Genomic DNA, 21848 nt, shown 5'->3' with positions numbered 1-21848 from the left:
ACGGCCCCAGCCTCAGTTCGTGGGCTGGCTGATGCCCTGCAACGCCTGCTCATCCGCGCCCGTCTTTGCCCGCACCGCGAGGTCGCCCAGACTGACCATGCCGACCACCCGGCCGTTCTCGGTGACGGGGAGGCGGCGCACCTGGCGGTGGGCCATCTCCCTGGCCGCCGCCTCCACCTCGGTCGCGCCGTCCATCGTAAACACGTCTCCCGTGGCGTAGTCGGAAGCAGGGGTGCCGAAATCGTGGCCGTAGGCGACGGCACGCACCACGATGTCGCGGTCGGTGATGATTCCGGTCAGGGTCTCGCCGTCCATGATCAGCACATTTCCGATGCCCTGCTCCTTCATGTGGGTGGCGACCTCTTTCAGCGTGGCCCGTGGGTCCACCGTGGTCAGGTCCGGGGTCATGATGTCCTTGAGGGTGGTCATGGCTTTACCGTACCCGGTGTTGTTCCGGCGTGGGTGGGACGCACCTAAAGGGCTGCCGGGAAGAGGGTGGGAGCCAGAAGAGGGGAAGGAGCACATACACTCCTTCCCCTCCTTGCTGTATGGCTGTGGTGCCCAATCTGCAGGGCCCCCGGTGGGCTCCTAGCGCATCAGCCAGTCGAAGGTGGTCTTCACAAGCAGGCTGCGGCTGTTGGGAGTGAGACCTTCCAGACCAAACCCCATGTTGACCGTGCGGTAGCGGCCCGCATCGTTGGCGACGATGGCTCCGGCGTTCTCGCCCGCACTCTGGGCACTGACCCGGCCGCCGCGCGGAGCCTGGGCCTGCTGACCGTTGTTGCCGAAAATCTGGCCCAGCGCGGTCCCGACGATGCGTCCGGCAATCTGCTCGATCAGGCCGCGCGGGTCCTGCTGCTTCTGGGCGGCGCGGCTCTTGTTGGGATCCACCCGGATGCTCTGGGCGGTAATGGTGCCTGCGTTGGCGTTGGCGCTGCCCCACGACGCAACGGTGGTGCTGCCGCCGAGGTCGGCAATCACGTCGGGGTAGAACTGATTGCCCGCGCTGCCCGAGGCGTTCAGGGTGTAGGCGGTGTTGCCAAACGGCCCGCTGGTCACGAACTTGGGCGTGCCGCTGCTGTCGGCGACCAGCCGGGTCTTGAGGACGCTGCGGTAGAAGTCGCTTTCGCCGATGTCGTAGCCGATGTCCTGGCCGGTGACGAGCAGGCGGCCCCCCGCCGCGAGGTACTGGCGCAGCGTGTTCTGGTCACTGGCAGTAATGGTGTTCTGGTACTGCTCACCGGTCGCCCAGATCACGATGTCGGCCTTCTGCATCTCACTCAGCGGCACGGACCCCTGCGACTGCGTGTTCCACACGAAGGCTCCGCCGCTCGCAGCGTTGGCCTTGATGGCGTCGCGCAGCGCACCCGTCACGTCCGCGCCCTGGCCCATGTCGTCATCGACCAGCAGCACGCGGGGTTTGCCCGCGCTGGGTGCAGGAGTGGGTGCGGGGGCCGGCGCAGGTGTCGGCTTGGGAGCAGGAGCCGAGGTACCGGGCACCGGCTTGATGAAGCAGCCCTTGCGGATACCGGGCGCAGGGTCGCGGCCCCAGTCGGCCACCGTGCAGTTGAAACCGTCGGTGCCGGTGCCGGTCAGGTACTTGCCATCGGTTCCGAAGGCGGCCTGGCGCTGCCCGCTGAAGTTGCACTTCTGGCCCTCCAGCGCGCACAACTCGTAACCGGCGGGGCCGGTGGGCGTGGCGGTGTTGGGGGGTGGGGTGGGCGTCGGTGTGGGTTTGGGCGCAGGCGTCGGAGCTGGGGTGGGCTGTGGAGCCGGGGTCGGCTGAGGCGCAGGAGCCGGCGTCGGTTTGGGAGCGGGCGCCGGGGTGGGGGCCGGGGCAGGCTGGGGCGCGGGGGCCGGCGCTCCGGCGTTCACGCCCAGCTTGCCTAGGGCGCCGGGCACGCTGATCAGGCCGTACCCCACGTTGTTGTTCTTGCTGCCCGCATTGCTCGCACTGGTGTACAGCGCGTTCTTGATGGCGTCCACGCTGCTGCCGGGTTTGGCCGAGAGCAGCAGGGCCACCGCGCCCGCCGTGATGGGGCTGGCCTGCGAGCTGCCGCTCTTGGCTCCGTACTTGCCGCCCGGAATGGCGCTGGTGATGTCCTGCCCGGGGGCCGCGATGTCGGGCTTGGTGAACACGCCGTTGATCTTGCCGCTCCACGCCACCGGTCCGCGGCTGCTGAAGCTGGCGACGTTGCCGTTCTGGTCAACCGCGCCCACCCCGACGGCATCGGGCAGGTTGCCGGGACTGCCGGTGCTGCTGGAGGCCGGGCCGAAGTTACCGATGGCGAACACCGGAACCACGCCCGCCTTGAGCATGTTCTGTACCGGCACGATGAACTCGTCGTAGGTGCCGGGAATGCCCAGGCTCATGTTCACCACGTCCGCGCCGTCGTCGGTATCGGCGTTGTTGTCCGGGTCCAGCACGTACTGCATCCCGGCAATAACCTGGGCAAAGGTGCCCTCGTTGTTGGGCAGCACCAGGGCGCTGATGACCTTGGCGCTGGGGGCCACGCCCACCGTGTCCCCGACGAGCAGGCCTGCCGTGTGGGTGCCGTGGTCGGTGGAGTCGTGCGGCTGGCTGTTCACCCGGTCCCCCTCGCCGTTGAACTCGGCGAAGGAAGCCACCTTGCCGTTCAGCTGCGGGTGGCTGGGATCTATACCGCTGTCCAGGTGCCCGATCTTGATGCCCTGGCCCTTGAATCCGGCCGCCCAGGCCTGCGGCGCACCGATCTTGGCAAGGTGCCACGGCTCACCGGCGGCGGCGGCAGCGGCGCTGAGGGCCACTGCCCGCTGGGGCTTGGGAATCTGAACCTTGAAGTTCTCGAACACGTCCGTCACGAAGGGCAGGGCCGCCAGCGCACGCGCCTGCACCGGCGTCAGCGGCAGGTAGATGCTCTGGTCAAGCCACAGCGACGTGGCCTGCCCGCTCTTGATGGCGCTGGCCAGAAAGCCCGCTGCCGAGCCAAGTTGATCCAGACGCCCGTTGAGCTGAGAACGCAGGTTCTTGAGCTGGGCCCGGCCCCGCGCGTCGTTGCCGAACTGAAAGCGGACAATCACGCCCACCTTGCTCTGGTCGCCGCGCTTGGCCCGTTCCAGCAGGGTGGGAGACAGGCCGGCTGCGCCCGCCGTGGACAGCGACAGGCCGCCCAGCAGCAGGGCTGCGCCAAGCATCAGGCTTTTTCTTCGTGTCTGGGTCTTCATGAGGGTCAGCGTACCTGTCCGCCCATGACTCCCCCTGAACGGCGCGTGAGGAAACCTTGAACCGGCATCAGGGGAGCATCAGTCTGGATCGGCCCAAAGGGGGGCGCCGCCGTGCCGCGCAGCGGCTGCCCACGCAGAGCGGGCCGCACGGGGGTCGCCCTTGGTCTTTTCTAGCGAAAACGGGGGTGGGGCAGAAAAGGAACTTAACGGGTATAGCTGACGATGATCTCGCCGGTGTTCATCTTGCGGTGGATCATGCTCGTGCGGGAGTAGTTCAGGACGATCTGTCCGGAACTCAGCTGCAACAGGTTCAGGGTGCCGCGCACGCCGTTGCCGCTGGTGGCGTCGGACCCGATCACCTTCCACTGAAAGCCGCTGCGGACGTCCAGCACACGGTCCTCGGCGCTGCTGGGCACCACGCTGGTCGGCATGGCGCCGTAGCCCTCGGGCCCACGCAGCTCCCCGGTTTTCAGGTTGATGCTGATGCCGTTCAGGATGCCGTTCAGGCCGGGAGCGTCCCCGAAATAGACGCGGTCACCGCTGCGGCTGACCGGCAGCCGGATGGTCTTTCCCGTGGAGGCCAGCACTTCCTGAAACACCAGGTACTGCCGGTAGTCCTTCTCGCTGATGCCCAGCCGGGCGTCATAGGGAGCGAGCACGCCCCTGGCCGCGCTGATCAGCACCGCCTGCAGGGCGGCGACACTGCCCCCGACCCGCTCGACCTGCAGTTGCAGGTCCACGGTAGACAGGCTGGGCCGCTTTTCCAGCAGCGTGGCCACCTGCCCCGCCACGGGCAGCAGCGCCGAGAGCCGGATCTGCCAGCCGGGCGTCAGCCCCGCAGCCGGGGCCGAGACGGTGGCTGCTCCGCCCCACAGGAACAGACAGAGCAGCAGGGGAAGAGGACGCAGAAGGGCCGCAAACATGCCATGGCGAGCATAGGGCCAGTGGGTGAGAATCATCCGACACCCTGCTCACCTGTTTGGAGGGGGGCCACCCGGTCGTCCCGGTGGCCCCCCTCACCCTGTTTGCGCGCCTTAGCAGCCTCAGGCCTTGCCGACGCTGCCCAGCACCCGCATCTTGTGCTCGATCACCTGGCTCATGACGTCGCGGGCGGGCCCGAAGATCTTGCGGGGGTCGAATTCCTTGGCATTGGCCTGCAGCGCCTCGCGGATGCCCACGGTGCTTGCCAGGCGCAGATCGGTGTCCACGTTGACCTTGGCGATGCCGTGCTGCGTGGCGCGCTGCAGGTCCTCGTCGGCAATGCCGGCCGCGTCCCCGATCTCGCCGCCCGCCTTGCGGAAGCGCTCCACGATTTCCTGGGGCACGCCACTGGACCCGTGCGCGACCAGAGGAATGCCGGTCAGGCCGGCGATCTTCTCGATGCGGGCGTGGTCAATGTACGGCCGGCCCTTGCCCTTGAAGGCGCCGTGGCTGGTGCCGATGGCAATCGCCAGGTAGTCGGTGCCGGTCTGCTCGATGAACTGCACGGCTTCCTCGGGATCGGTCAGGAAGGCGTCCTTCTCGTCCACAACGATGTGCTCCTCGATGCCGCCCAGGCGTCCGAGTTCCGACTCCACGCTGATGCCCATGGCATGCGCGGCCTCGACCACCCGTTTTGTCTCCTTGATGTTGTCCTCGAAGTTGTGGTGCGAGGCGTCGATCATGACGCTGGTAAAGCCCATCTTGATGGCCTTGAGCGCCGATTCGTAGGAGCTGCCGTGGTCGAGGTGCAGCGCGACCGGCACGGTGGCACGTTTCGCGAGGTCAATGACGATGTTCGCGAGGTCCTGTCCGCCGTACTTGATGGCTCCCTCGCTCATCTGCACCATGACGGGGCTGCGCAGTTTCTCGGCGGTGTGGATGATCGCCTGGGTGATCTCCATGTTGTTGGTGTTGAACGAGCCGACGCCATACTTGCCAGCGCGGGCGGGGATCAGGATGTCATTGCCGGTTACGAGCATAACTGCCTCCTTGAGAATTCCCCCCACTGTACCTGCCCCGCAGCGTGTGGGGCCAGAACCCCTGGACACAGTGGTGACCAGAGCGGTGAGCCGCCCATGTCCCGTCGGTGAACCGTGCCGCCAGACCAGGGCGGTTCCCAGCCGTTGTGGCCGCACAGTTCACGCCGCACGCGGCGGCGTAGCATGAACCTATGACCCCTGTCCGCTCCCCCATAGACTTCACGGCGCTGCTGTCCGACCGGGCGCGGCGCATGAACGCCAGCGCCATCCGCGAGATCCTCAAGGTCACGCAGCAGCCGGACGTGATCAGCTTTGCCGGAGGCCTGCCCGCCCCGGAACTGTTTCCGCTGGAGGAGGTGCGCCGCGCCGCCGACGCCGCCCTGACGAGATACGGCTCCGCCGCGCTGCAGTACAGCACCACCGAGGGCCATCCGCCGCTGCGCGATTGGATCGGCCGGCAGGCCGGCATTCCCGCTGCTAACGTACAGATCGTGACCGGCAGCCAGCAGGGGCTGGACCTACTGGGCAAGATCCTGATCTCGGAGGGCGACACCGTGCTGGTAGAAGCCCCCACCTACCTGGGGGCGCTGCAGTCCTTCCAGCCCTACGGCCCGCGCTATGTCGAGCTGCCCACCGACGACGGCGGCATCGACGTGGACGCGCTGGAAGCCCTGCTCCGCACCACGCCGGCCAAGCTGCTGTACGCCGTGCCCAATTTTCAGAACCCGACCGGCCGCACCCTGGACGCCGAGCGCCGCCGCCGCCTGGTCGAGCTGACCGGGCGGTACGGCGTGCTGGTCATCGAGGACGATCCCTACGGACAGCTGCGCTTTTCGGGCGAGGCGGCCCCCAGCCTGTACGAACTGGGCCTGGAGTACACCGGAGACGTGAACACCAACCACGTGATCTACTGCTCCAGCTTTTCCAAGACCCTGGTGCCGGGCCTGCGGGATGCCTGGATACAGGCCGCCGCGCCGCTGATCGCCAAGCTGGTGCAGGCCAAGCAGGGCGCGGACCTGCACACACCCACCCTGAACCAGATGATCGTGACCGAGCTGCTCGACGACGTGCTGCCCCGGCAGATCGAGACGGTGCGCCAGGCCTACGGCGAGCGCGCCGGAATCATGCTGCGCCACATCAGCGAGCAGTTTCCGCAGGACGTGGAGTACACCTCCCCGCAGGGCGGCATGTTCCTGTGGGTCACGCTGCCGCAGCACATGGACAGCACCGTCATGCTTCAGCGCGCGCTGACCCGCAACGTCGCCTACGTGCCGGGCAGCCCGTTTTTCGCGCTGGGTGGCGGACACCACACCCTGCGCCTGAGCTACAGCAGCGCCACACCGCCGCAGATTGAACGCGGCATCACGGCGCTGGGCGAGACCATCCGCGAGGCGCTGGACCAAGGATGACCACACCGGACGTGCTCGCCGAGGTCAGCAAGGAACGGGAACGCCAGGATGCCCGCGGGGGCGAGCAGAACCACGCCCCCGCCGCGTGGCTGATGGTGCTTGCCGAGGGGAGGTGGGCGAGGCCAATCAGGCGGTTTTCGAGCACCTGTTTCCCCGTTTCGACAAGCGGGCGGCACAGCGCGGTCCACGGACCCTGGCCGACCACCGCGCGGAACTGATTCAGGTGGCGGTCGCGGCGGTGCAGAGCCTGGACCGCCAGCAGCGAGGACTACGGTCCCAGGAGGACTGACCTATCATCCAGCAGATGAATCCCGCGGCCCCCATTGGTGTCTTCGACAGCGGCGTGGGGGGGCTGAGCGTGCTCGCCGAGTTGCGCCGCACCCTGCCCCACGAAGACTTTGTGTATCTGGCCGATACCGCCCATCTGCCCTACGGCGCGCGGCCCGGCGAGGAGATCCGCGAGCTGACCGCGCGGGCGGTGACCCAGTTGCATGCCCGTGGGGTCAAGGCCGTGGTGGTCGCCTGCAATACCGCCTCGGCATACAGCCTGGAACACCTGCGCGCCCGCTTCGAACTGCCGGTCATCGGGCTGGTGCCCGCCGTCAAGCCCGCCGTGGCCGCCACCCGTTCGGGCGTGGTGGGCGTGCTGGCAACCCCGGGGACCCTGCGCGGCACGCTATTGCAGCGGGTGATCCGGGAGTTTGCCGACCCGGCGGGCGTGCAGGTTCTCACTGCCGTCAGCGCTGACCTCGTGCCGCTCGTCGAGGCGGGACAGGCCGACAGCGCCCGGACCCGGACCGTGCTGCGCGAGACGCTGGCCCCGCTGGCACAGGCGGGGGCCGATACCCTGGTGCTCGGCTGCACCCACTATCCCTTTCTGACCGGCAGCATCCGCGCGGAATTCGGGGAAACCTTCACCCTGCTCGACAGCGGCGCGGCGGTGGCCCGCCACACCCACCGGGTGCTGATGCAAGCGCGCCTGCTGAGCGGGCGCGGTACGGCGGGCACGGTCACCTACCTCGTGACCGGCGACTTGGAGGCGGCCCGTCCGGTCATCATGGCCCTGGCCCCTGACCCGCCCACCGCCGCGATGGGGCACAATGGTCCGCAGACCAGCGGCGCAGGCTCCTCTTCCGGAGCGCTGCCCAGAATCGAGCGTATGAATCCATGAGCACCCCCACTTCCGCCTCCGGCAGCAAACATCCCATTCGCGAGGGCCGCGGCCTTCTGGAACCGCGTCCCATGACGGTCAAGCGCGGAGTCAACCCGCATGCCCCGGGCAGCGCCCACCTGTGCATGGGGCGCACCGAGATCCTGGCGACCGTGACGCTGGAGGACAAGCCCGCTCCGCACATGCGCGGCAAGAAGGAGGGCTGGCTGACCGCCGAGTACTCCATGCTCCCGCGCGCCACCAACGACCGTCAGGCGCGCGAACGCAATCTGCAAAACGGCCGGCGCCATGAGATCCAGCGCCTGCTGGGCCGGGCGCTGCGCGCCAGCGTGGACCTGCGGCCCTTCAAGAACCAGACCCTGTACGTGGACTGCGACGTGCTGGTGGCCGACGGCGGCACCCGGGTGGCGAGCATCCTGGCCGGGCACGCCGCCCTGCACGATTTCTGTGACCGGCTGATCAACAACGGCACCCTCAGCGAGTGGCCCATCCAGCATCTGGTGGGGGCCATCAGTGTGGGCTACGTGGGTGATGAACTGCGCGTGGACCTGGATTACAGCGAGGACAAGGTGGCGCGGGCCGACCTGAACGTGGTGGCCACCGGCACGGGGCTGATCATCGAGACGCAGGGCGGCGCGGAGGAAGGGCCGATGCCCGTTTCCGAGTACGTGGCCCTGCTCGACGCCGGCACCATGGCCGTTCAGGATCTGATGCGCGACCTGAGCCGGCAGCTGGCAGTCATTCAGGGCGTCCAGGAATAAGCGGGCGCAGTCCACAGGGAAAACCTTTGGGCACGCCCCGCTCCGTGCGGTAAACTCCCTCACACTCTCAAGCCGGGCATTCCCCAGGAGGTATCACCATGAGCGTGACGAAATTTATCGGGCGGGCGCTGCTTGCCAGCATTTTTATCAAGAATGGCCTGGACCACCTGCAAAATCCCGAGCCGGTTGTGCGGGCCGCGCGGGGCGCCGAGGTGCCGCAGCCGGAACTGGCCGTCAAGGTCAACAGCGGCGTAATGCTGGGCGCGGGCGCACTGCTCGCTCTGGGCGTTGCACCCCGCCTGGCCAGCACGGCCCTGGCGACCAGCCTGATTCCCACCACGGTCGTGGGTCACCCCTTCTGGGACAAGAGTGGCAAGGAGCGCGTGCAGCAGCAGACCCAGTTTCTCAAGAATCTGGCCCTGTTCGGCGCCTTGATGTACGTCAGCAGCTGAGCCGAGGGGGGAGGGCGGCACAGGGGTCGGCTCCTCGCGGGTGCGGACCTCTGTTTGCTGTCTTGAAGGACCGGATTCCGGACGGTGACGTGTTCGGGAACCGTCCCCGCCCTAGAACACCCGCCAGCGGTAGAACAGAAAGGCCAGCCCGGCTGCCAGTCCAGCTGCCAGTCCCAGCACGATCCAGATGCCGTTGGGGTCGTCGTGGAACGGCACCGGGACGTTCATGCCGAATACGCTGGTCACCAGGGTAGGAATCGCCACAAGAATGGTCGTCACGGTCAGCACCTTGACCACCTGATTGACGTTGTTGCTGATCACGCTGGCGAACGCTCCGGCCATGCTCGTCAGGATGTTGCTCGCAATGGACGCCATCTCGATGGCCTGCAGGTTCTCGATCAGCACGTCGTCGAGCAGGTCGCTGTCTTCCTCGTACATCTCGAAGATGCGGTCGCGCTTGACCCGCTCCATCATGGCCTCGTTGGCCTTGAGGCCGGTCATGAAGTACACCAGACTCTTTTCCAGCTTCAGCAGGTTCAGCAGTTCGCGGTTCTGCTGGCTGTTTTCCAGCTTGTCCTCGATGGTGTCCACGCGCTTGTTGATCTGCCGCACGTCGATCAGGAAGCGCTGGGCGTTGCGCAGGAACAGTTGCAGCGTCAGGCGGTTTTTCTTGACGGTGCTGACCCGCCGCACCAGCCCGTTGATCACGTCCTTGATCACCGGATTTTCTTCGAGCGTGCACACCGTCACCAGGCAGTGATCGGTGTGCAGGATGCCCAGCGGCACGGTGTCGTAGGGAATGTCGCTCTCGGGCGGCAGGCGGTAGCTGGTCTGCATGATGATCAGCAGCTGTCCGTCCTCGCGCTCGAAACGCGAGCGTTCGTCCGGATCGAGTGGGTACGACAGGTAATCGAGTTCCAGGCCCGTTTCGCGGCTGACGCGGGCGAGTTCCTCGGGGCTGGGGCTCGAGGCATTGATCCAGCAGCCGTCGATGTACCCGTCAACGGTGGTCAGCTTGCCGCCGATGCTGCGGTAGTACGTCAGCACGGGCCGCCCCCCGGCGTCAGCGGTGTCTGGGTTGTGGTTGGGCGCATGGCGTCCTCCGGTGTCGGGATGGCGCGAAAAACAGTGAATGCAGACGGCAACTGGGCGGGTCAGCTTCCAGCGGTTCAGGATTCACGTCATCACCTCCTTGGTTCGGGGACGCGGATGGGGGAGCGGCGGGGCTGTGCGGATCGCTTCGCTTCTGGAGCGCCGTGTAGCGAGGGCCATGCTAGCCCCCCACGCGGGCCGGAGGCAAGCTGACGTGTAGGGGCTGCCCCCGACACAGCACAACTCCCGGCCTGGAGCCGGGAGCGCGGGGAGAAAACGAGGGATTACAGCCCGAAGAACTCGCGGTTGCGGGCGATGAACGGCTCCTCGCCGGCGGGGGTGTCCTCCTCGGGGAAGATCGCGCTCACCGGGCATGCGGGCACGCAGGCTCCGCAGTCGATGCACTCGTCGGGGTGAATCAGGAACATTTCTCCGGCATCGTAGATGCACTCCACCGGGCAGACCTCGGTGCACGCCTGGTCCTTGGTCCCGATGCAGGGGCTGGTGATGATATGCGGCATGGGGGACAGTATGCACAGCCCGCCGGAAGGGCGCAAGGGCGAATGAACACAGGATTTTCAGGGTGGGCGGCGGGGAATCTTCTCCCCGGGCCCGGGGGCACCCCCACACCCTGAAGGGCCCTTTCAGGGAACGCTGTCCCCACGCAGGTGCGCCGCGGCCAGCGCCAGATCCTCGTCCTGATCCACGTCGGTGCCCACCGAGGCGTGCGGCGTGATCAGCGCCCGGGCCGGAACGCCCAGAATCTCCGACACCCGCGTCTCCAGGGCTTCGACCGTCAGGCGGCCCAGCAGCAGCCGCAGCAGCACCCCCGGCCCGATCAACCCGGCCAGCTTCAGAGGGGCTTTGCGGGCAGCGAGAACCTCCCGGAGCCGGGGCAGGAACTGTTCAATCAGCGCCGGGTCAAGGATAAACAGGTTGCCCCCGGTAAACGAGCCTCCCCGCAGCCGGGCATAGGTGCGCCGCACGCCGGGATAGGCGGCCTCGCAGACTTCGCGGCGTACCACCGGGTAAACCAGCGCCGCCTCCAGGGGAACCGCGTCCAGCACGTCACGTACCTCGGCAGCCCGCAGCATGGGAATGTCCGCCGTGACCACCAGCACCCGCTCGCCGGGCTGGACGCCGCCCGCGTACAGGGCATCTACTCCTGCTTCCAGGTTGCCCAGCAGGGAGCCGTGGTCGGTGACCCGCTCATCGATCAGGGCGTTGATTTCGGGGGTGGTGGGCCCGACATACGCGACCCGGCCCACCCGCCCGCTGCCGCGCAGGGCACGCAGCACCGGCAGCGCCATCGGCTCTCCCCCCACCGGAATCAGTGCCTTGACCGCCACGCCGTGCGCCGCCGCGAAGGCGTCGCCGGGGTCGCCCCCGCCCAGCACCACGGCGCAGTACTGCGTTCCCTCAGTTTCACTCATTGGCTCAGAGCGTAGCAGACGGCCCCGGCGCAGACCGCGCGGCTCCTTCCGCCGGCAGCCGCAGGGTGGCCGTAAACCCCTGCCCCGGCGCGCTGTGCAGGTCCAGCGTGCCGCCGTGGACCTCGGCAGCGCGGCGGGCCAGCGCCAGCCCCAGTCCGTGGCCGTCGCCGCTGCGGCTGGCGTCGGGCCGGTAGAACGCCTCGCCCAGCCGCGCCAGCGTGCCCGCGTCCACACCGGGGCCGTCGTCGTGGACCGTGACCGTGACCTCGTGGCCGGCCTGTTCCAACGTCACGGTCACGGTCGCGCCGGGAGCGTGCCGTACGGCGTTCATGGTCAGGTTCCACACTGCCTGACCCAGCAGCACGCGGTCGCCCAGTACCCTGACCGGCTGCGGCGCGCTCAGGTCCACGTCGGCCTCGGGAGCCAGTTCGCGGGCGCGGTCCACGGCGTCGGCAGCCAGCTCGCGCAGCGGCACGGGCGCGCGGGCAATCTGGGAGGCGTCGCGCGCCAGCAGCAGCAGGTGGTTGGTCAGCGCCGACAGCCGGGTGAGGTCGGTGCCGATCTCCTGCAGGTCGGCCCGGTAGCGCGCGGCGCCGCGCTCGCGGGCCAGGCTGCCCTCCACACGGGCGGTCAGGGCAGCCAGCGGGCTGCGCAGGTCGTGGGCGGCGGCGCGCAAGAAGGCCTGCTCGCGGTCGCGGGCGTCGGCCAGCCGGGCAAAGCTGCCCTGCAGGGTCAGGGCCAAGCGCGACAGCTCATCCGAGGTGCCCGCTCCCGGCAGCGGACGGCGCAGCTGCCCGCCCTCGCCCACCTCGCGGGCGGCATTCTCCAGCGCCCGCACGGGCCGCAGCAGCCGCCCCGCCACGGTCCATCCCACGGCAAGTGTGAGCAGCAGGGCCAGCGGCAGCAGCCACGTCAGCGCCCGCGTGAAGGCGGTCCTGGCCTCGGCCAGCGCCCGCGCGTCCGAGACCACGGTCAGGCGCAGGCCGCCGCCGCGCAGGTCCTGCACGGTCAGCAACTGATCGCCGCGCACCCGCACCCCCACCTTCAGGTCCATCGGTACGCCCGGCGGAAAGCGGGTGGTGTGCAGTTCGGCCACCCGCCCCCCCTGAAGGCCCTGAATCCGGACCTCCACCGTGCGGTTTTGTCCGCGGGTGTCGGCGAGTTCCTCCAGGGTCTCTTGCGTGATCGCCACCCCGCTGAGGCCAAACGGCCAGTTACGGTCGCTGGCCCGCTGCAACGCACCCTCCATCTGCGCGGCGATCACACTGCTCGTCGTCAGCAGGCGGTCCACCTGGGCCTGACGCAGAAAGCCGTTGACCGCCACGTACAGACCCGCCGCCACCAGCGCCACCGCCAGTCCGGTCGCCAGCGCCGCCCACAGGGCCAGCCGGGCGCGCAGCGTCAGGTGCATGGGCAAAAGCGGCGCGTGCAGGGACGCGGGCGATCCGGGGAGACCGCCCTGCTTCCCCTCACGCCCCGGACCCGCCGGATCACTTCTCCACCCGGTAGCCCCGCCCACGCTCGCTGGTGATCGCCTCGGGGGCCAGTTTGCGGCGCACGTAACGCACATACACGTCCACGATGCGGGCCTCGCCGCCAAATTCGGGGCCCCACACGCGGTCGAGCAGTTCCTCACGGGCAAACCAGCGTTCGGGGGCCAGCGACAGCACCTCCAGCAAGGCGTATTCGCGGCCCGTTACGGCCACCTCGCGGCCGTCCCAGGCCACCGTGCGGGACACCGTGTCCAGCGCGCCGCGCCCGCCGGCAAAGGTGACCTGCGGGGCCGCCTGCCCCCGCTCACGCCGGGAGAGCGCCCGCAGCGTGGCGAGCAGTTCGGGCACGGCGAACGGCTTGACCAGGTAGGCGTCGCCGCCCAGGTCCAGGCCCTGCACCCGGTCGTCGAGTTCCCCCCGGGCCGTCAGGAACAGGATGGCGGCCTCAATGCCGCCGGCGCGCAGCTCTCGTGCCAGCTCAAAGCCGTCCAGACCGGGCAGCATCACGTCCAGCACGATCAGCGGAAAGTCGCCCAGCAGCGCCGCCTCCAGCCCCTCGGGACCCGTCTGCGCCCAGGTGACCGCATATCCGGCCTCGCGCATCGCCTCCACCGTCGGCTCGGCGATGCGCGGGTCGTCTTCCACGAACAGCAGTCGCATACCGGACCAGTTTACGGGAGGGGGTTAAGGCAGGGTTAGGGGGCGGCAAGCGGCCCGCCGGCACGGAGCAGGCGCCGGCGCAGTGATGCAGAGGGACTCAGCGAAACAGGGAGAAGGTGGAAACCGACTGGAGATGCTGGCCTGTAAGGCCACCCTTACCCTCGTTCAGAAAAATCCACTGCGCCTCTACTGGAGCACCGTTGCGGATGGTCAGGGTAGAGGCATCCTGCAAAGACAGGGAGGTCATGTTCCAGCCTGGCGACAATTGCAGATTGACGTCTGTCGTGGAACTGCCCCCCGCTGTGGCACAGGTCTGCCTCCCGGTCATCCGCACAGCCCGGTCAGCGTAGATCAAGATGCCCTCGCTGATGGTCTGGGTGGCGCTGTTCAGGGCAAGCAACCCGATGGACCCCGCCTTCTGTGCAGAAACAGAGACGAACGCGCTGGTTCCACGCGCGGCAGGGTCGCTCACGCTGATCGTGCCGGTGCAGCTGGCGCTGGGCGAATCGTTGAAGTCTCCCAGTGCGGAAGCGGCGGGAGCGGGCAGGGTGGCAAAGGCGAAGCGGCCCTCCGCCCCGAGGCTGGTGGAAATCAGTACGGCAGGCGCCGACCCGTCTGCGCTGCTGTCGACCCTGGATAGCACGGCCGACCCGGCCCCACCCGTCCAGGCACCCGTGCTCAGCACAGCCTGACCGTTGCTGTCGGCCCTGATCTGGCCCTCGAACACCGTGCCGCCCAGCGCACTGGAGATGGGTGACGGTCCGGGTTCGGAAGGTCCAGTGACCGAGGGGCCTCCGCAAGAAGCGAGTGCCAACGTACCGGCCAGAGACAACGCGATCAGGTTTTTCATACCCGGTCAGGGTAGGGGATGCTGCACCGATCGGCGGGCAACTTTGTGGCCAAGGCCAGGCATGACCTCTTTAGCCCCCGCCTACCGCGAACAGCAGGGCCAGGCCATCACGCCACAGGGACCAGAGATGGCTCATCACCCCAGGATCACGCGGTCTGACGGAGTTCGCTCCACTCCGCAGCGGCCCGGTGGCGCGCCTGCACGGCCATTCCGTGCTGCTATGCTGTGACCTCGCAGCGGCCCCCGCCACCCCATCCGGTGACAGGCCGCGCCGGAGGCCAGAGAACACACGACTTGCCCGGCGCAAGTTCAGGTGTACCGCGAGGACACCTTCAGGAAAACGGGAACACGCACACCACACATCTTTTGCCCCTTACCGGGGCGCGTGTCCTGTGTCGCCCCGTTTGCCGCAAAGTGGTCTTTGCTCCTTCGGCAGCGGGAACGTTCCCATGCCCCATTCCTGAACAGGCCCGCTTGTGTTAAAATCCCAGCTTGGTGATCCCTGTCCCCCAGCTTCTGGTGGGCGGTGGAGGCGCGAGCAGGTGCCACAGGCCACGTCCGGCAGCGTTCCAGAGACGGCGGCTGGCAGGAGGAAGTAGACGATGTTTGCAATTATTCAGACCGGCGGCAAGCAGTACCGCGTGCAGGAAGGCGACGTGATCCGCGTCGAGAGCCTCCAGGGCGAAGCGGGCGACAAGCTCGACCTGACCCCCATCTTCGTGGGCGGCGAGTCGGCCCTGTTCGGCGACGCCGTGAGCAGCTACGTGGTGAACGCCGAAGTGGTCGAGCACGGCCGCGGCCCCAAGATCTACATCCGCAAGTACAAGAGCGGCATTCAGTACCGCCGCCGCAACGGTCACCGCCAGGACTTCACGGCGATCCGAATCACGGGCATCAAAGGCTAAGGGAGGCTGAATCCAACATGGCACACAAGAAAGGCGTAGGGTCGTCCAAGAACGGACGCGACAGCCAGCCCAAGTACCTGGGCGTTAAGAAGTTCGGCGGCGAAGTTGTCAAGGCCGGCAACATCCTCGTCCGTCAGCGCGGCACCAAGTTCAAGGCCGGCCCCAACGTGGGCATGGGCCGTGACCACACCCTGTTCGCTCTGGAAGCGGGCCGGGTCGTGTTCACCAACCGGGGCAGCACCGGACGCTTCATCAGCATCGAAGCCGTCAGTGCGCCCATCACTGAAGTCGCCGCCGACTGAACGACGGCGAGTCTTCACCGCCCTGCCCGCGCGATGGGCAGGGCGTTTTTCTTGGCAGTCCATCCGGATTGCGCGCAGCAGGATCACAGGCTCAGCAGACAGTGGGACGGGAGGGTGCCCGGCGACATGCCGCCATTTCCCTCCGAATCTTCTTCTGACCCAGGAGGGAAAACATGGCTTTTCGTGACGTACTGAACATTGAGGTCGCGGCCGGAAACGGCGGCGACGGCAGCATGAGTTTTCACCGTGCCAAGTACATGGAAAAGGGCGGCCCGGACGGCGGGCACGGCGGACGCGGGGGCAGCATCATCCTGCGCGCCATTGAGGGCGTGGAGTCGCTGGAGCGCCTGGTGGGCCGCCGCAAATTTAAGGCTCCCAACGGCGCATACGGCGAGGGCCGGCTGCGTCAGGGCTCCGACGGCGAGGACATCTACATCGACGTGCCGGTGGGGACCACCGCCTTTGACGAGGACAGCGGCAAGGTCATTGCCGATCTGGTGCGGGTGGGACAGGAAAAGGTCATTGCGCGCGGCGGCTACGGCGGACGCGGCAACAGCACCTTTGCCAGCAGCACCCGGCAGGCCCCCCGCTTTGCCGAGCTGGGCACGCCGGGCCAGAAGCGCCGGGTCCGCCTGGAACTGCGCCTGATCGCAGACGTGGGACTGGTGGGCTACCCCAACGCGGGCAAGAGCAGCCTGCTCGCGGCCCTGTCTCGCGCCAACCCGGCCATTGCGGACTATCCGTTTACCACCCTCTCCCCCATCCTGGGTGTGGTGGACCGCCGGACCGAGGATGGCCAATCGCTGGACGAGCGCTTCACGCTCGCCGACATCCCCGGCATCATCGAGGGAGCCAGCGAGGGCAAGGGCCTGGGCCTGGAATTCCTGCGCCACATCAGCCGCACGCGCGTGCTCGTGTACGTGCTGGACGTGACCCGTGACCCGGTCGAGGAACTGCGCTCGCTGCAGGCCGAGCTGCGCTCCTACGACCCGACCCTGCTCGACAGCGTGGCCCTGATCGCATTGAACAAGGTCGAACTCGTCGAAACCGACCTCGCCATGATGGTGGAAGACGAGCTGGCCGAGTTTGGCCTGCCGGTGCTGCGCGTCAGCGCCAAGGAAGGAAACGGGCTCGATGGTCTGCGCGAGACGGTGTTCCAGATGCTGCCCGACCGCGAACTGTGGGCACAGCAGCACTCGCTGGAAATCGAGCCCGACGAGGTGCGCGAGGAAGGCCTGAGCGTCACCTTCCGGGAAGATCCGCCGGCCCGGGGCGTGGGCATCGTCACCACCGGCGAGAACGAACGCGTCTGGGTGGTGCAGGGCGGAGGCTTCGAGGAGCGCATCACCCGCTTTTCACGCTACATGGAAGACGCCGCCGAGTACCTGGGCAACGTCTTCAAACGCCAGGGCCTGTACAACGCCCTGAAACGCGCCGGAGCCCGCGAGGGCGACACGGTGGAAATCGGCACCTTCCGCTTCGAGTACTTCGACGACGAGGCTGAGCGGAACTGACCTTTCAGGGCATCCGCTGACCTCAGCGGGTGCCGCCATACCCCCCGCTGCAGGCCGCGCCCCTCTCCGGAGCCGTTGCCCCCTGCTCGTAGGTGTCCAGGAAGGACTTCAGGCGGGGGTCGCTGGCCTGATCCACCTTGAGCTGTGCACCCCACGCGCTGGCGGCCACCGGCGTGTCCAGGCCGTCGTAGGGACTGAGCAGGGTGTAGGGTCGCCCGTCGACCAGGGTCTTGAGCTGCGCGACCTGTGCCGGGTCCAGATCCGGACGGTAGGTGATCCACACCGCGCCGTGCTCCAGGCTGTGCACCGCGTATTCGGGGTACAGCGGCTGGTCGTAGACGCCGCAGTTCTGCCACAGCGCGTTGTGCGGGCCGCCAGCGGGCGGGTTTTCCGCGTACACGAGCGAACCGTTGCGGTGGTCGCCGCCAGAGTAGGTGAAGGTCTGCAGGCCCTCCAGCTCTTTGGAGCCGCAGGCCGTCAGGAACAGGAGGGATACGAGGAGGGCACGCTTCATCGGTCCCAGCGTAACCGGCAGCCCCCCCCAGTCCCAGAACGAATGCCCCGGCCTGGCCTATTCTTCTGTCCCGGCTGGCCGCTTTGGATCGGGTCCGGCGCGCACCAGTCCCAGAGGGTGCGCTCCCCTAAAGCCTCCGCCCAACAGCTCGACCGGCTGACGGTCGGGCACGAGATCGCCCTTCAGGCCGTGGGCTCCCAGCACCGGCACGAAGGCGTTCATCACCTCGACCTCGCCGTGCACCAGCCACACATGCGGCGTGCCGGCCGTGCTCAGGAAGGCGAGCAGGTCGTCCTGATCGGCGTGGGCCGAGAACCCGCCGATGGTGTGGACCTGGGCCCGCACGGCGAGGTCCTCGCCCATCAGCTGCACGCGCTCGGCCCCGGCCACCAGCTGTCCGCCCAGGCTGCCCGGTGACTGGTACGACACGATGATCACGCTGGTGCCCGTCTTCCACAGGTGATGCCGCAGGTGGTGCTGGATGCGCCCACCCGTGAGCATTCCGTTGCCCGCCAGGATGATGGCCGGGCCGTCGTAGCGGTTGAGCCGCCGCGACTCGTCACCGGTCAGGACGACGTGCAGGGTGCTGGGCCGGAAGGGGTCCTCTCCGGCGTGCAGGGCGTCGCGCACGGCCGGGATCAGTTCATCTCCGTATTCAAAGTATGCGTGGGTGGCGCGGGCGGCCATCGGCGAGTCCAGAAACACCGGGATGCGCGGCACCTCGCCCGAGTCCATCAGTCCTTTCAGGGTATGCAGGATGGTCTGGGCGCGTTCGATGGCAAAGGAGGGAATCAGGATCTTGCCCCCCGCCCGCACGCTGGCGCGCAACACCTCGCTGAACTCGGCCAGGGTGCCGGGCCACGCGCGGTGGCTGCGGTTGGCATAGGTGGTTTCCAGAACCACGGCGTCGGCCTCTGGCGGCGGCGTGAAATCCGGCTGCAGGCCGCTCTCGCGGTTGCCGAGGTCGCCGCTCAGGATCAGGCGGCCACCGGAGCTCTCGAACACCAGAGACACGCTGCCCAGGATGTGTCCGGCCCGTTGTGGCGTCACCCGCAGGCCCGCTACCGCCGCCGGCTCCCCAAAGCGCAGCACCGGGCGCAGCAGCGCCAGCGCGTTGTGAACGTCATGCTCCTCGTACAGCGGCGGGGCCACCTCGTCCTCGCGTCCCTCTCGGCGGGCGTGGCGCAGGGCATGCCGGTAGCCGTCCACCTGCAGCCGCGCCGAGTCCAGCAGCACTGTCTCCGCCAGCGCGGCGGTGGGCGGGGTGCAGTACACCGGCCCCCGGTAGCCCCGTTGCACCAGCAGCGGCAGGCGGCCCACATGGTCTAGGTGCGCGTGCGTGAGCACCACCGCGTCCAGATCGGCAGGGTCAAAGGAAAACGCTTCATGGTTGCGGGCCTCGAGATCCTCGCTGCCCTGAAACAGACCGCAGTCCACCAGCACCCGCCAGCCGTCCAGCGTCAGCAGATGCATGCTGCCGGTGACCGTGCAGGCCGCGCCAAAGCTCTGGAGTCGCATGAAGAAGTGTACCTCCCGCCCTTCCCCGCAACGGAGCCCACCCGCTTTATTCACCTTAAGCCAGTGGCGGTGGGGGGCGGGGGCGGTGTACGGTGCAGGACATGACCGGTAACAATGGTGCGTTTCAGAAAATCGCCGTGGGCGTGGATTTCTCGCCCTCCAGTCAGCATGCGCTGGACGTGGCCCGCGTGTCGTTTCCGGGCGCACAGATCCGGCTGCTGCACGTCACCGACGCCCGCGTGACCGCCTCACCGGACCTGATGGGCGGCGTGACCCCGGCTGTCTTCGACGCGGGCCTGCTCAGCTCGCTGGAGGACGCCGACGCCCGGCGACTGGCCGCCCTGATGCAGGACGGCGAGGAAACCGAGCAGCTGGTGGGCGACCCGGTGACCGGCATCGTGGAGGCTGCCGAGCGCTGGGGCGCAGACCTGATCGTGGTGGGCACCCACGCCCAGGGCGCGCTGGAACACTTCTTTATCGGCAGCAGCGCCGAGAAGATCGTGGGCCGCAGCCACCTGCCCGTGCTGACGGTGCGCGTGCCCGAGCGGCACGCCTGAGCGCGGTGCACGCTGTGGAGGCCCGCGCATGAAGGTGGGCATTGTGGGAGCCGGGCTGGTGGGAGCCACCGCCGCCTACGCCCTGACCCTGCGCGACTCGTGCAGCGAGGTGGTGCTGGTCGATCAGGACACCGAGCGGGCACGCGCCGAGGCCCTGGACATTGCCCACGCCTCGCCCATCAGCCACGGAGCACGGGTCAGCAGCGGGGATTATCCAGACCTTTCGGGCAGCCGGGTCGTCATGATCGCCGCCGGAGCCAACCAGAAACCCGGCGAGGGCCGACTGGAATTGCTGGACCGCAACGCCGCCATCTTCCGCATGGTGATTCCGCAGGTGGCGCAGCATGCCCCCGGAGCGGTACTGCTCATCGCCACCAATCCGGTGGACGCCCTGACCGACCTGACCGTCCGGCTGGCCCCGGACCACGCCGTGATGGGCTCGGGTACGGTGCTCGACAGCGCCCGCCTGCGCTACCTGATCGCGCAGCGTGCCCGGGTGGACGCCACCAACGTCCACGCCTACGTGCTCGGCGAACACGGCGACAGCGAGGTGATCGCGTGGAGCACCGCCACCGTGGCCGGATTGCCCGTGGCCGAGTTCATGCGGGCGCGCGGTCTGCCCTGGACTCCGGAGATCCGCGCCGAGATCGAGGCGGGCACGCGCGACGCGGCGGCGAGCATCATCGGGGGCAAACGGGCCACCTACTACGGCATCGGCGCGGCGCTGGCCCGCATCACCGAGCGCGTGCTGGGCGACCGCCGCGCCGTACTGACCGTGAGTGCGCCCACCCCCGAGTACGGCGTCAGCCTGAGCGTGCCGCGCATCGTGGCGAGCGGCGGCATAGAGGCCAGTATCCTGCCCCAACTGACCGATGACGAAAAAGCCGCGCTGGAGCGCAGCGCGGCCGTCCTCAGGGAGACCCTGGCACGGGTGGAGTAGCCGGGCGGCCCGGAGCAGGAGCCGGCGCAGAGGGTGACTCGGCAGGACTGTCGCCCTCCTCCCGAAACTCGCCGGTGATGGTGCCGCCCTCGGGTTTGACGGCATAGACCTCATTCCGGTCAAGGTCATACAGGATCATGCCCGCGCGCAGGGTGTCGCCGCCCTTGACGCTCTCGGCGGGCTGCTCGGGGGTGCCGAACAGCCGGGCCACGTTGGCCGCGTCGTCGTACTCCACCCGCGCAGCCCGGCTGACCCGCCCCCCCTCCGAGTTCAGGACCACGCTGCCGACCAGGGTGGTTTTCTCCTCATCCACGTTCACTTCGATGCGTTCGCTGCTACCGGTCAGCGGATCCTTCTCGTTGGCGCGCTGGAAGGTGATCGGACCGTCAATGCGGGCGATGCCGTCGGTCTCGTCGTAGACCAGTTTCTGGCCCCTGAGCTCGGTTTTTCCCTGGGTGACGAACACGGTATCGGGCGCGGGCTGGGGCGTGGTCTCCACACCACAGCGGGTCAGACGTTCGGTGGCGTCCGGGGGCACCGTGTCCAGAAAACGGGCGCTGCCCGCGCTCGCCTCCACCCGGCCGTCGCTGCCGTCCTCACCGTCCCCGGGCGGGCGCTGCGTGACCAGCGCCAGCGGTACCCGGATCACGTTCTTGTCGATGGTGATCTGCACACCGCCGGCCCCCGTCTCGCTGAACACAGCCAAGTTGGGCGCGTCCTCCGGATCGTCTTCCTGTGGCCCACAAACCGTAAAGATGCCGGTCTCGTCGCTGGTCCCCGTCCGCACGATGCGGATGCGCCGTTCCTTGCCGTCCTTGTCGCTTCTGCGGACCAGTTCCAGGCTGGCGGTCTCTGCGCTGGCCCCTGGGGCAGGCGTGTCCTCCGGCGCGGTGGGATCGGGCTGATCCGGCGTCGCCTCGGGGGCGGTGGGGTCCTCAGAAGGGGTGGGGTCTTCGGGCGTGGTGGGCTCGGGTGAAGCCGGGTCGGTCTGCGCCGGAGGTGTCGGTGCCGCAGGCGGCGCATCCTGTGCCAGCACCCAGACGGGCAGGGCCAGCCCCAGGCACAGGGCCAGCGTCACCGCCGCACGACCGGACCTCAAGCTCTGCATGCCC

23 protein-coding genes are annotated in these 21848 nt (G+C 68.2%); 10 read left to right on the top strand and 13 right to left on the bottom strand.

Features of this window, described 5'->3' with window-relative positions; all coding sequences use genetic code 11:
• Positions 1-12: 12 nt before the first annotated feature.
• The 4 genes from IEY21_RS01520 to fba form a co-directional block, all read right to left on the bottom strand.
• Positions 13-429 (bottom strand): CBS domain-containing protein, encoded by a 417-nt coding sequence (locus IEY21_RS01520; protein WP_188900570.1) that lies wholly within the window; start codon positions 427-429, stop codon positions 13-15.
• Positions 430-588: 159 nt separating this feature from the next.
• Positions 589-3204: a S8 family peptidase gene (locus IEY21_RS01515; protein WP_188900568.1), complete on the bottom strand. Its 2616-nt coding sequence runs from the start codon at positions 3202-3204 to the stop codon at positions 589-591.
• Positions 3205-3407: 203 nt separating this feature from the next.
• Entirely contained in the window at positions 3408-4127 is a 720-nt protein-coding gene (locus tag IEY21_RS01510; protein ID WP_229752766.1) for a hypothetical protein, read from the bottom strand.
• A gap of 120 nt (positions 4128-4247) precedes the next feature.
• A complete protein-coding gene (gene fba / locus IEY21_RS01505; protein WP_188900564.1) occupies positions 4248-5165 on the bottom strand; it encodes a class II fructose-1,6-bisphosphate aldolase in 918 nt (305 codons plus the stop codon).
• Between the two features lie 191 nt (positions 5166-5356).
• Here fba and IEY21_RS01500 point away from each other — a divergent pair, with 191 nt between their 5' ends.
• From IEY21_RS01500 to IEY21_RS01480, 5 genes are all read left to right on the top strand, one after another.
• Positions 5357-6574: an aminotransferase-like domain-containing protein gene (locus IEY21_RS01500; RefSeq protein WP_229752764.1), complete on the top strand. Its 1218-nt coding sequence runs from the start codon at positions 5357-5359 to the stop codon at positions 6572-6574.
• Positions 6575-6686: 112 nt separating this feature from the next.
• Complete coding sequence (locus IEY21_RS16785) at positions 6687-6863, top strand: hypothetical protein (RefSeq protein ID WP_229752762.1); 177 nt, start codon at positions 6687-6689, stop codon at positions 6861-6863.
• Between the two features lie 15 nt (positions 6864-6878).
• A complete protein-coding gene (murI, locus tag IEY21_RS01490; RefSeq protein ID WP_188900562.1) occupies positions 6879-7745 on the top strand; it encodes a glutamate racemase in 867 nt (288 codons plus the stop codon).
• On the top strand, positions 7742-8506 hold the full coding sequence (gene rph / locus IEY21_RS01485; protein WP_188900560.1) for a ribonuclease PH: 765 nt from the start codon (positions 7742-7744) through the stop codon (positions 8504-8506). The genes murI and rph overlap by 4 nt, the downstream gene beginning before the upstream one ends.
• A 98-nt stretch (positions 8507-8604) precedes the next feature.
• Positions 8605-8958, top strand: a complete 354-nt coding sequence (locus IEY21_RS01480) for a DoxX family protein (protein WP_188900558.1) — start codon at positions 8605-8607, stop codon at positions 8956-8958.
• A 111-nt stretch (positions 8959-9069) separates the two neighbouring features.
• On the opposite strand, the gene IEY21_RS01475 is transcribed toward IEY21_RS01480, so the two are convergent.
• The 6 genes from IEY21_RS01475 to IEY21_RS01450 all read right to left on the bottom strand — a co-directional run bounded on the left by IEY21_RS01475 (position 9070) and on the right by IEY21_RS01450 (position 14486).
• Positions 9070-10005, bottom strand: a complete 936-nt coding sequence (locus tag IEY21_RS01475; RefSeq protein ID WP_188900556.1) for a magnesium transporter CorA family protein — start codon at positions 10003-10005, stop codon at positions 9070-9072.
• Between the two features lie 329 nt (positions 10006-10334).
• Complete coding sequence (locus tag IEY21_RS01470; RefSeq protein ID WP_188900554.1) at positions 10335-10571, bottom strand: 4Fe-4S dicluster domain-containing protein; 237 nt, start codon at positions 10569-10571, stop codon at positions 10335-10337.
• 123 nt (positions 10572-10694) lie between these two features.
• Positions 10695-11483: an NTP transferase domain-containing protein gene (locus IEY21_RS01465; RefSeq protein WP_188900552.1), complete on the bottom strand. Its 789-nt coding sequence runs from the start codon at positions 11481-11483 to the stop codon at positions 10695-10697.
• A gap of 4 nt (positions 11484-11487) precedes the next feature.
• On the bottom strand, positions 11488-12894 hold the full coding sequence (locus tag IEY21_RS01460) for a sensor histidine kinase (protein WP_188900550.1): 1407 nt from the start codon (positions 12892-12894) through the stop codon (positions 11488-11490).
• Positions 12895-12973: 79 nt separating this feature from the next.
• Positions 12974-13636, bottom strand: coding sequence for a response regulator transcription factor (locus IEY21_RS01455; protein ID WP_188900548.1), 663 nt, complete (start codon positions 13634-13636; stop codon positions 12974-12976).
• Positions 13637-13733: 97 nt separating this feature from the next.
• Positions 13734-14486, bottom strand: a complete 753-nt coding sequence (locus tag IEY21_RS01450; protein ID WP_188900546.1) for a hypothetical protein — start codon at positions 14484-14486, stop codon at positions 13734-13736.
• 602 nt (positions 14487-15088) lie between these two features.
• Between IEY21_RS01450 and rplU the strand changes: the two genes are divergently transcribed.
• From rplU to obgE, 3 genes are all read left to right on the top strand, one after another.
• Positions 15089-15391, top strand: coding sequence for a 50S ribosomal protein L21 (rplU, locus tag IEY21_RS01445; protein WP_188900544.1), 303 nt, complete (start codon positions 15089-15091; stop codon positions 15389-15391).
• Positions 15392-15408: 17 nt separating this feature from the next.
• Positions 15409-15693, top strand: a complete 285-nt coding sequence (rpmA, locus tag IEY21_RS01440) for a 50S ribosomal protein L27 (RefSeq protein WP_188900542.1) — start codon at positions 15409-15411, stop codon at positions 15691-15693.
• A gap of 173 nt (positions 15694-15866) precedes the next feature.
• Positions 15867-17207, top strand: coding sequence for a GTPase ObgE (gene obgE, locus IEY21_RS01435; RefSeq protein WP_188900540.1), 1341 nt, complete (start codon positions 15867-15869; stop codon positions 17205-17207).
• A gap of 22 nt (positions 17208-17229) precedes the next feature.
• Here obgE and IEY21_RS01430 read toward each other — a convergent pair whose 3' ends face one another.
• On the bottom strand, positions 17230-17721 hold the full coding sequence (locus IEY21_RS01430) for a thioredoxin-like domain-containing protein (RefSeq protein ID WP_188900538.1): 492 nt from the start codon (positions 17719-17721) through the stop codon (positions 17230-17232).
• 57 nt (positions 17722-17778) lie between these two features.
• Positions 17779-19239, bottom strand: coding sequence for an MBL fold metallo-hydrolase (locus IEY21_RS01425; protein ID WP_188900536.1), 1461 nt, complete (start codon positions 19237-19239; stop codon positions 17779-17781).
• A gap of 101 nt (positions 19240-19340) precedes the next feature.
• Here IEY21_RS01425 and IEY21_RS01420 point away from each other — a divergent pair, with 101 nt between their 5' ends.
• Entirely contained in the window at positions 19341-19796 is a 456-nt protein-coding gene (locus IEY21_RS01420) for a universal stress protein (RefSeq protein WP_188900534.1), read from the top strand.
• 28 nt (positions 19797-19824) lie between these two features.
• Complete coding sequence (locus tag IEY21_RS01415; RefSeq protein ID WP_188900533.1) at positions 19825-20736, top strand: L-lactate dehydrogenase; 912 nt, start codon at positions 19825-19827, stop codon at positions 20734-20736.
• Here the strand turns inward: IEY21_RS01415 and IEY21_RS01410 are convergent.
• Positions 20708-21844 (bottom strand): LptA/OstA family protein, encoded by a 1137-nt coding sequence (locus tag IEY21_RS01410; RefSeq protein ID WP_188900531.1) that lies wholly within the window; start codon positions 21842-21844, stop codon positions 20708-20710. The genes IEY21_RS01415 and IEY21_RS01410 overlap by 29 nt on opposite strands.
• Between the last annotated feature and the right edge of the window lie 4 nt (positions 21845-21848).

Source organism: Deinococcus aerophilus (assembly GCF_014647075.1).
Lineage (GTDB): Bacteria > Deinococcota > Deinococci > Deinococcales > Deinococcaceae > Deinococcus > Deinococcus aerophilus.
Note: the sequence above shows the minus strand (reverse complement) of the source record. Positions and strands in the feature narration are given on the sequence as shown.

What these genes read in the sequence shown, in the direction of transcription:
- rpmA (WP_188900542.1), top strand. Translation starts at nt 15,409, where the DNA reads ATGGCACACAAGAAAGGCGTAGGGTCGTCCAAGAACGGACGCGACAGC.
- rplU (WP_188900544.1), top strand. Translation starts at nt 15,089, where the DNA reads ATGTTTGCAATTATTCAGACCGGCGGCAAGCAGTACCGCGTGCAGGAA.
- IEY21_RS01510 (WP_229752766.1), bottom strand. Translation starts at nt 4,127, where the DNA reads ATGTTTGCGGCCCTTCTGCGTCCTCTTCCCCTGCTGCTCTGTCTGTTC.
- IEY21_RS01470 (WP_188900554.1), bottom strand. Translation starts at nt 10,571, where the DNA reads ATGCCGCATATCATCACCAGCCCCTGCATCGGGACCAAGGACCAGGCG.
- IEY21_RS01420 (WP_188900534.1), top strand. Translation starts at nt 19,341, where the DNA reads ATGACCGGTAACAATGGTGCGTTTCAGAAAATCGCCGTGGGCGTGGAT.
- IEY21_RS01515 (WP_188900568.1), bottom strand. Translation starts at nt 3,204, where the DNA reads ATGAAGACCCAGACACGAAGAAAAAGCCTGATGCTTGGCGCAGCCCTG.
- IEY21_RS01455 (WP_188900548.1), bottom strand. Translation starts at nt 13,636, where the DNA reads ATGCGACTGCTGTTCGTGGAAGACGACCCGCGCATCGCCGAGCCGACG.
- IEY21_RS01415 (WP_188900533.1), top strand. Translation starts at nt 19,825, where the DNA reads ATGAAGGTGGGCATTGTGGGAGCCGGGCTGGTGGGAGCCACCGCCGCC.
- rph (WP_188900560.1), top strand. Translation starts at nt 7,742, where the DNA reads ATGAGCACCCCCACTTCCGCCTCCGGCAGCAAACATCCCATTCGCGAG.
- obgE (WP_188900540.1), top strand. Translation starts at nt 15,867, where the DNA reads ATGGCTTTTCGTGACGTACTGAACATTGAGGTCGCGGCCGGAAACGGC.
- IEY21_RS01480 (WP_188900558.1), top strand. Translation starts at nt 8,605, where the DNA reads ATGAGCGTGACGAAATTTATCGGGCGGGCGCTGCTTGCCAGCATTTTT.
- IEY21_RS01465 (WP_188900552.1), bottom strand. Translation starts at nt 11,483, where the DNA reads ATGAGTGAAACTGAGGGAACGCAGTACTGCGCCGTGGTGCTGGGCGGG.
- IEY21_RS01460 (WP_188900550.1), bottom strand. Translation starts at nt 12,894, where the DNA reads ATGCACCTGACGCTGCGCGCCCGGCTGGCCCTGTGGGCGGCGCTGGCG.
- murI (WP_188900562.1), top strand. Translation starts at nt 6,879, where the DNA reads ATGAATCCCGCGGCCCCCATTGGTGTCTTCGACAGCGGCGTGGGGGGG.
- IEY21_RS01425 (WP_188900536.1), bottom strand. Translation starts at nt 19,239, where the DNA reads ATGCGACTCCAGAGCTTTGGCGCGGCCTGCACGGTCACCGGCAGCATG.
- IEY21_RS01520 (WP_188900570.1), bottom strand. Translation starts at nt 429, where the DNA reads ATGACCACCCTCAAGGACATCATGACCCCGGACCTGACCACGGTGGAC.
- IEY21_RS01450 (WP_188900546.1), bottom strand. Translation starts at nt 14,486, where the DNA reads ATGAAAAACCTGATCGCGTTGTCTCTGGCCGGTACGTTGGCACTCGCT.
- IEY21_RS01500 (WP_229752764.1), top strand. Translation starts at nt 5,357, where the DNA reads ATGACCCCTGTCCGCTCCCCCATAGACTTCACGGCGCTGCTGTCCGAC.
- IEY21_RS01430 (WP_188900538.1), bottom strand. Translation starts at nt 17,721, where the DNA reads ATGAAGCGTGCCCTCCTCGTATCCCTCCTGTTCCTGACGGCCTGCGGC.
- IEY21_RS01410 (WP_188900531.1), bottom strand. Translation starts at nt 21,844, where the DNA reads ATGCAGAGCTTGAGGTCCGGTCGTGCGGCGGTGACGCTGGCCCTGTGC.
- fba (WP_188900564.1), bottom strand. Translation starts at nt 5,165, where the DNA reads ATGCTCGTAACCGGCAATGACATCCTGATCCCCGCCCGCGCTGGCAAG.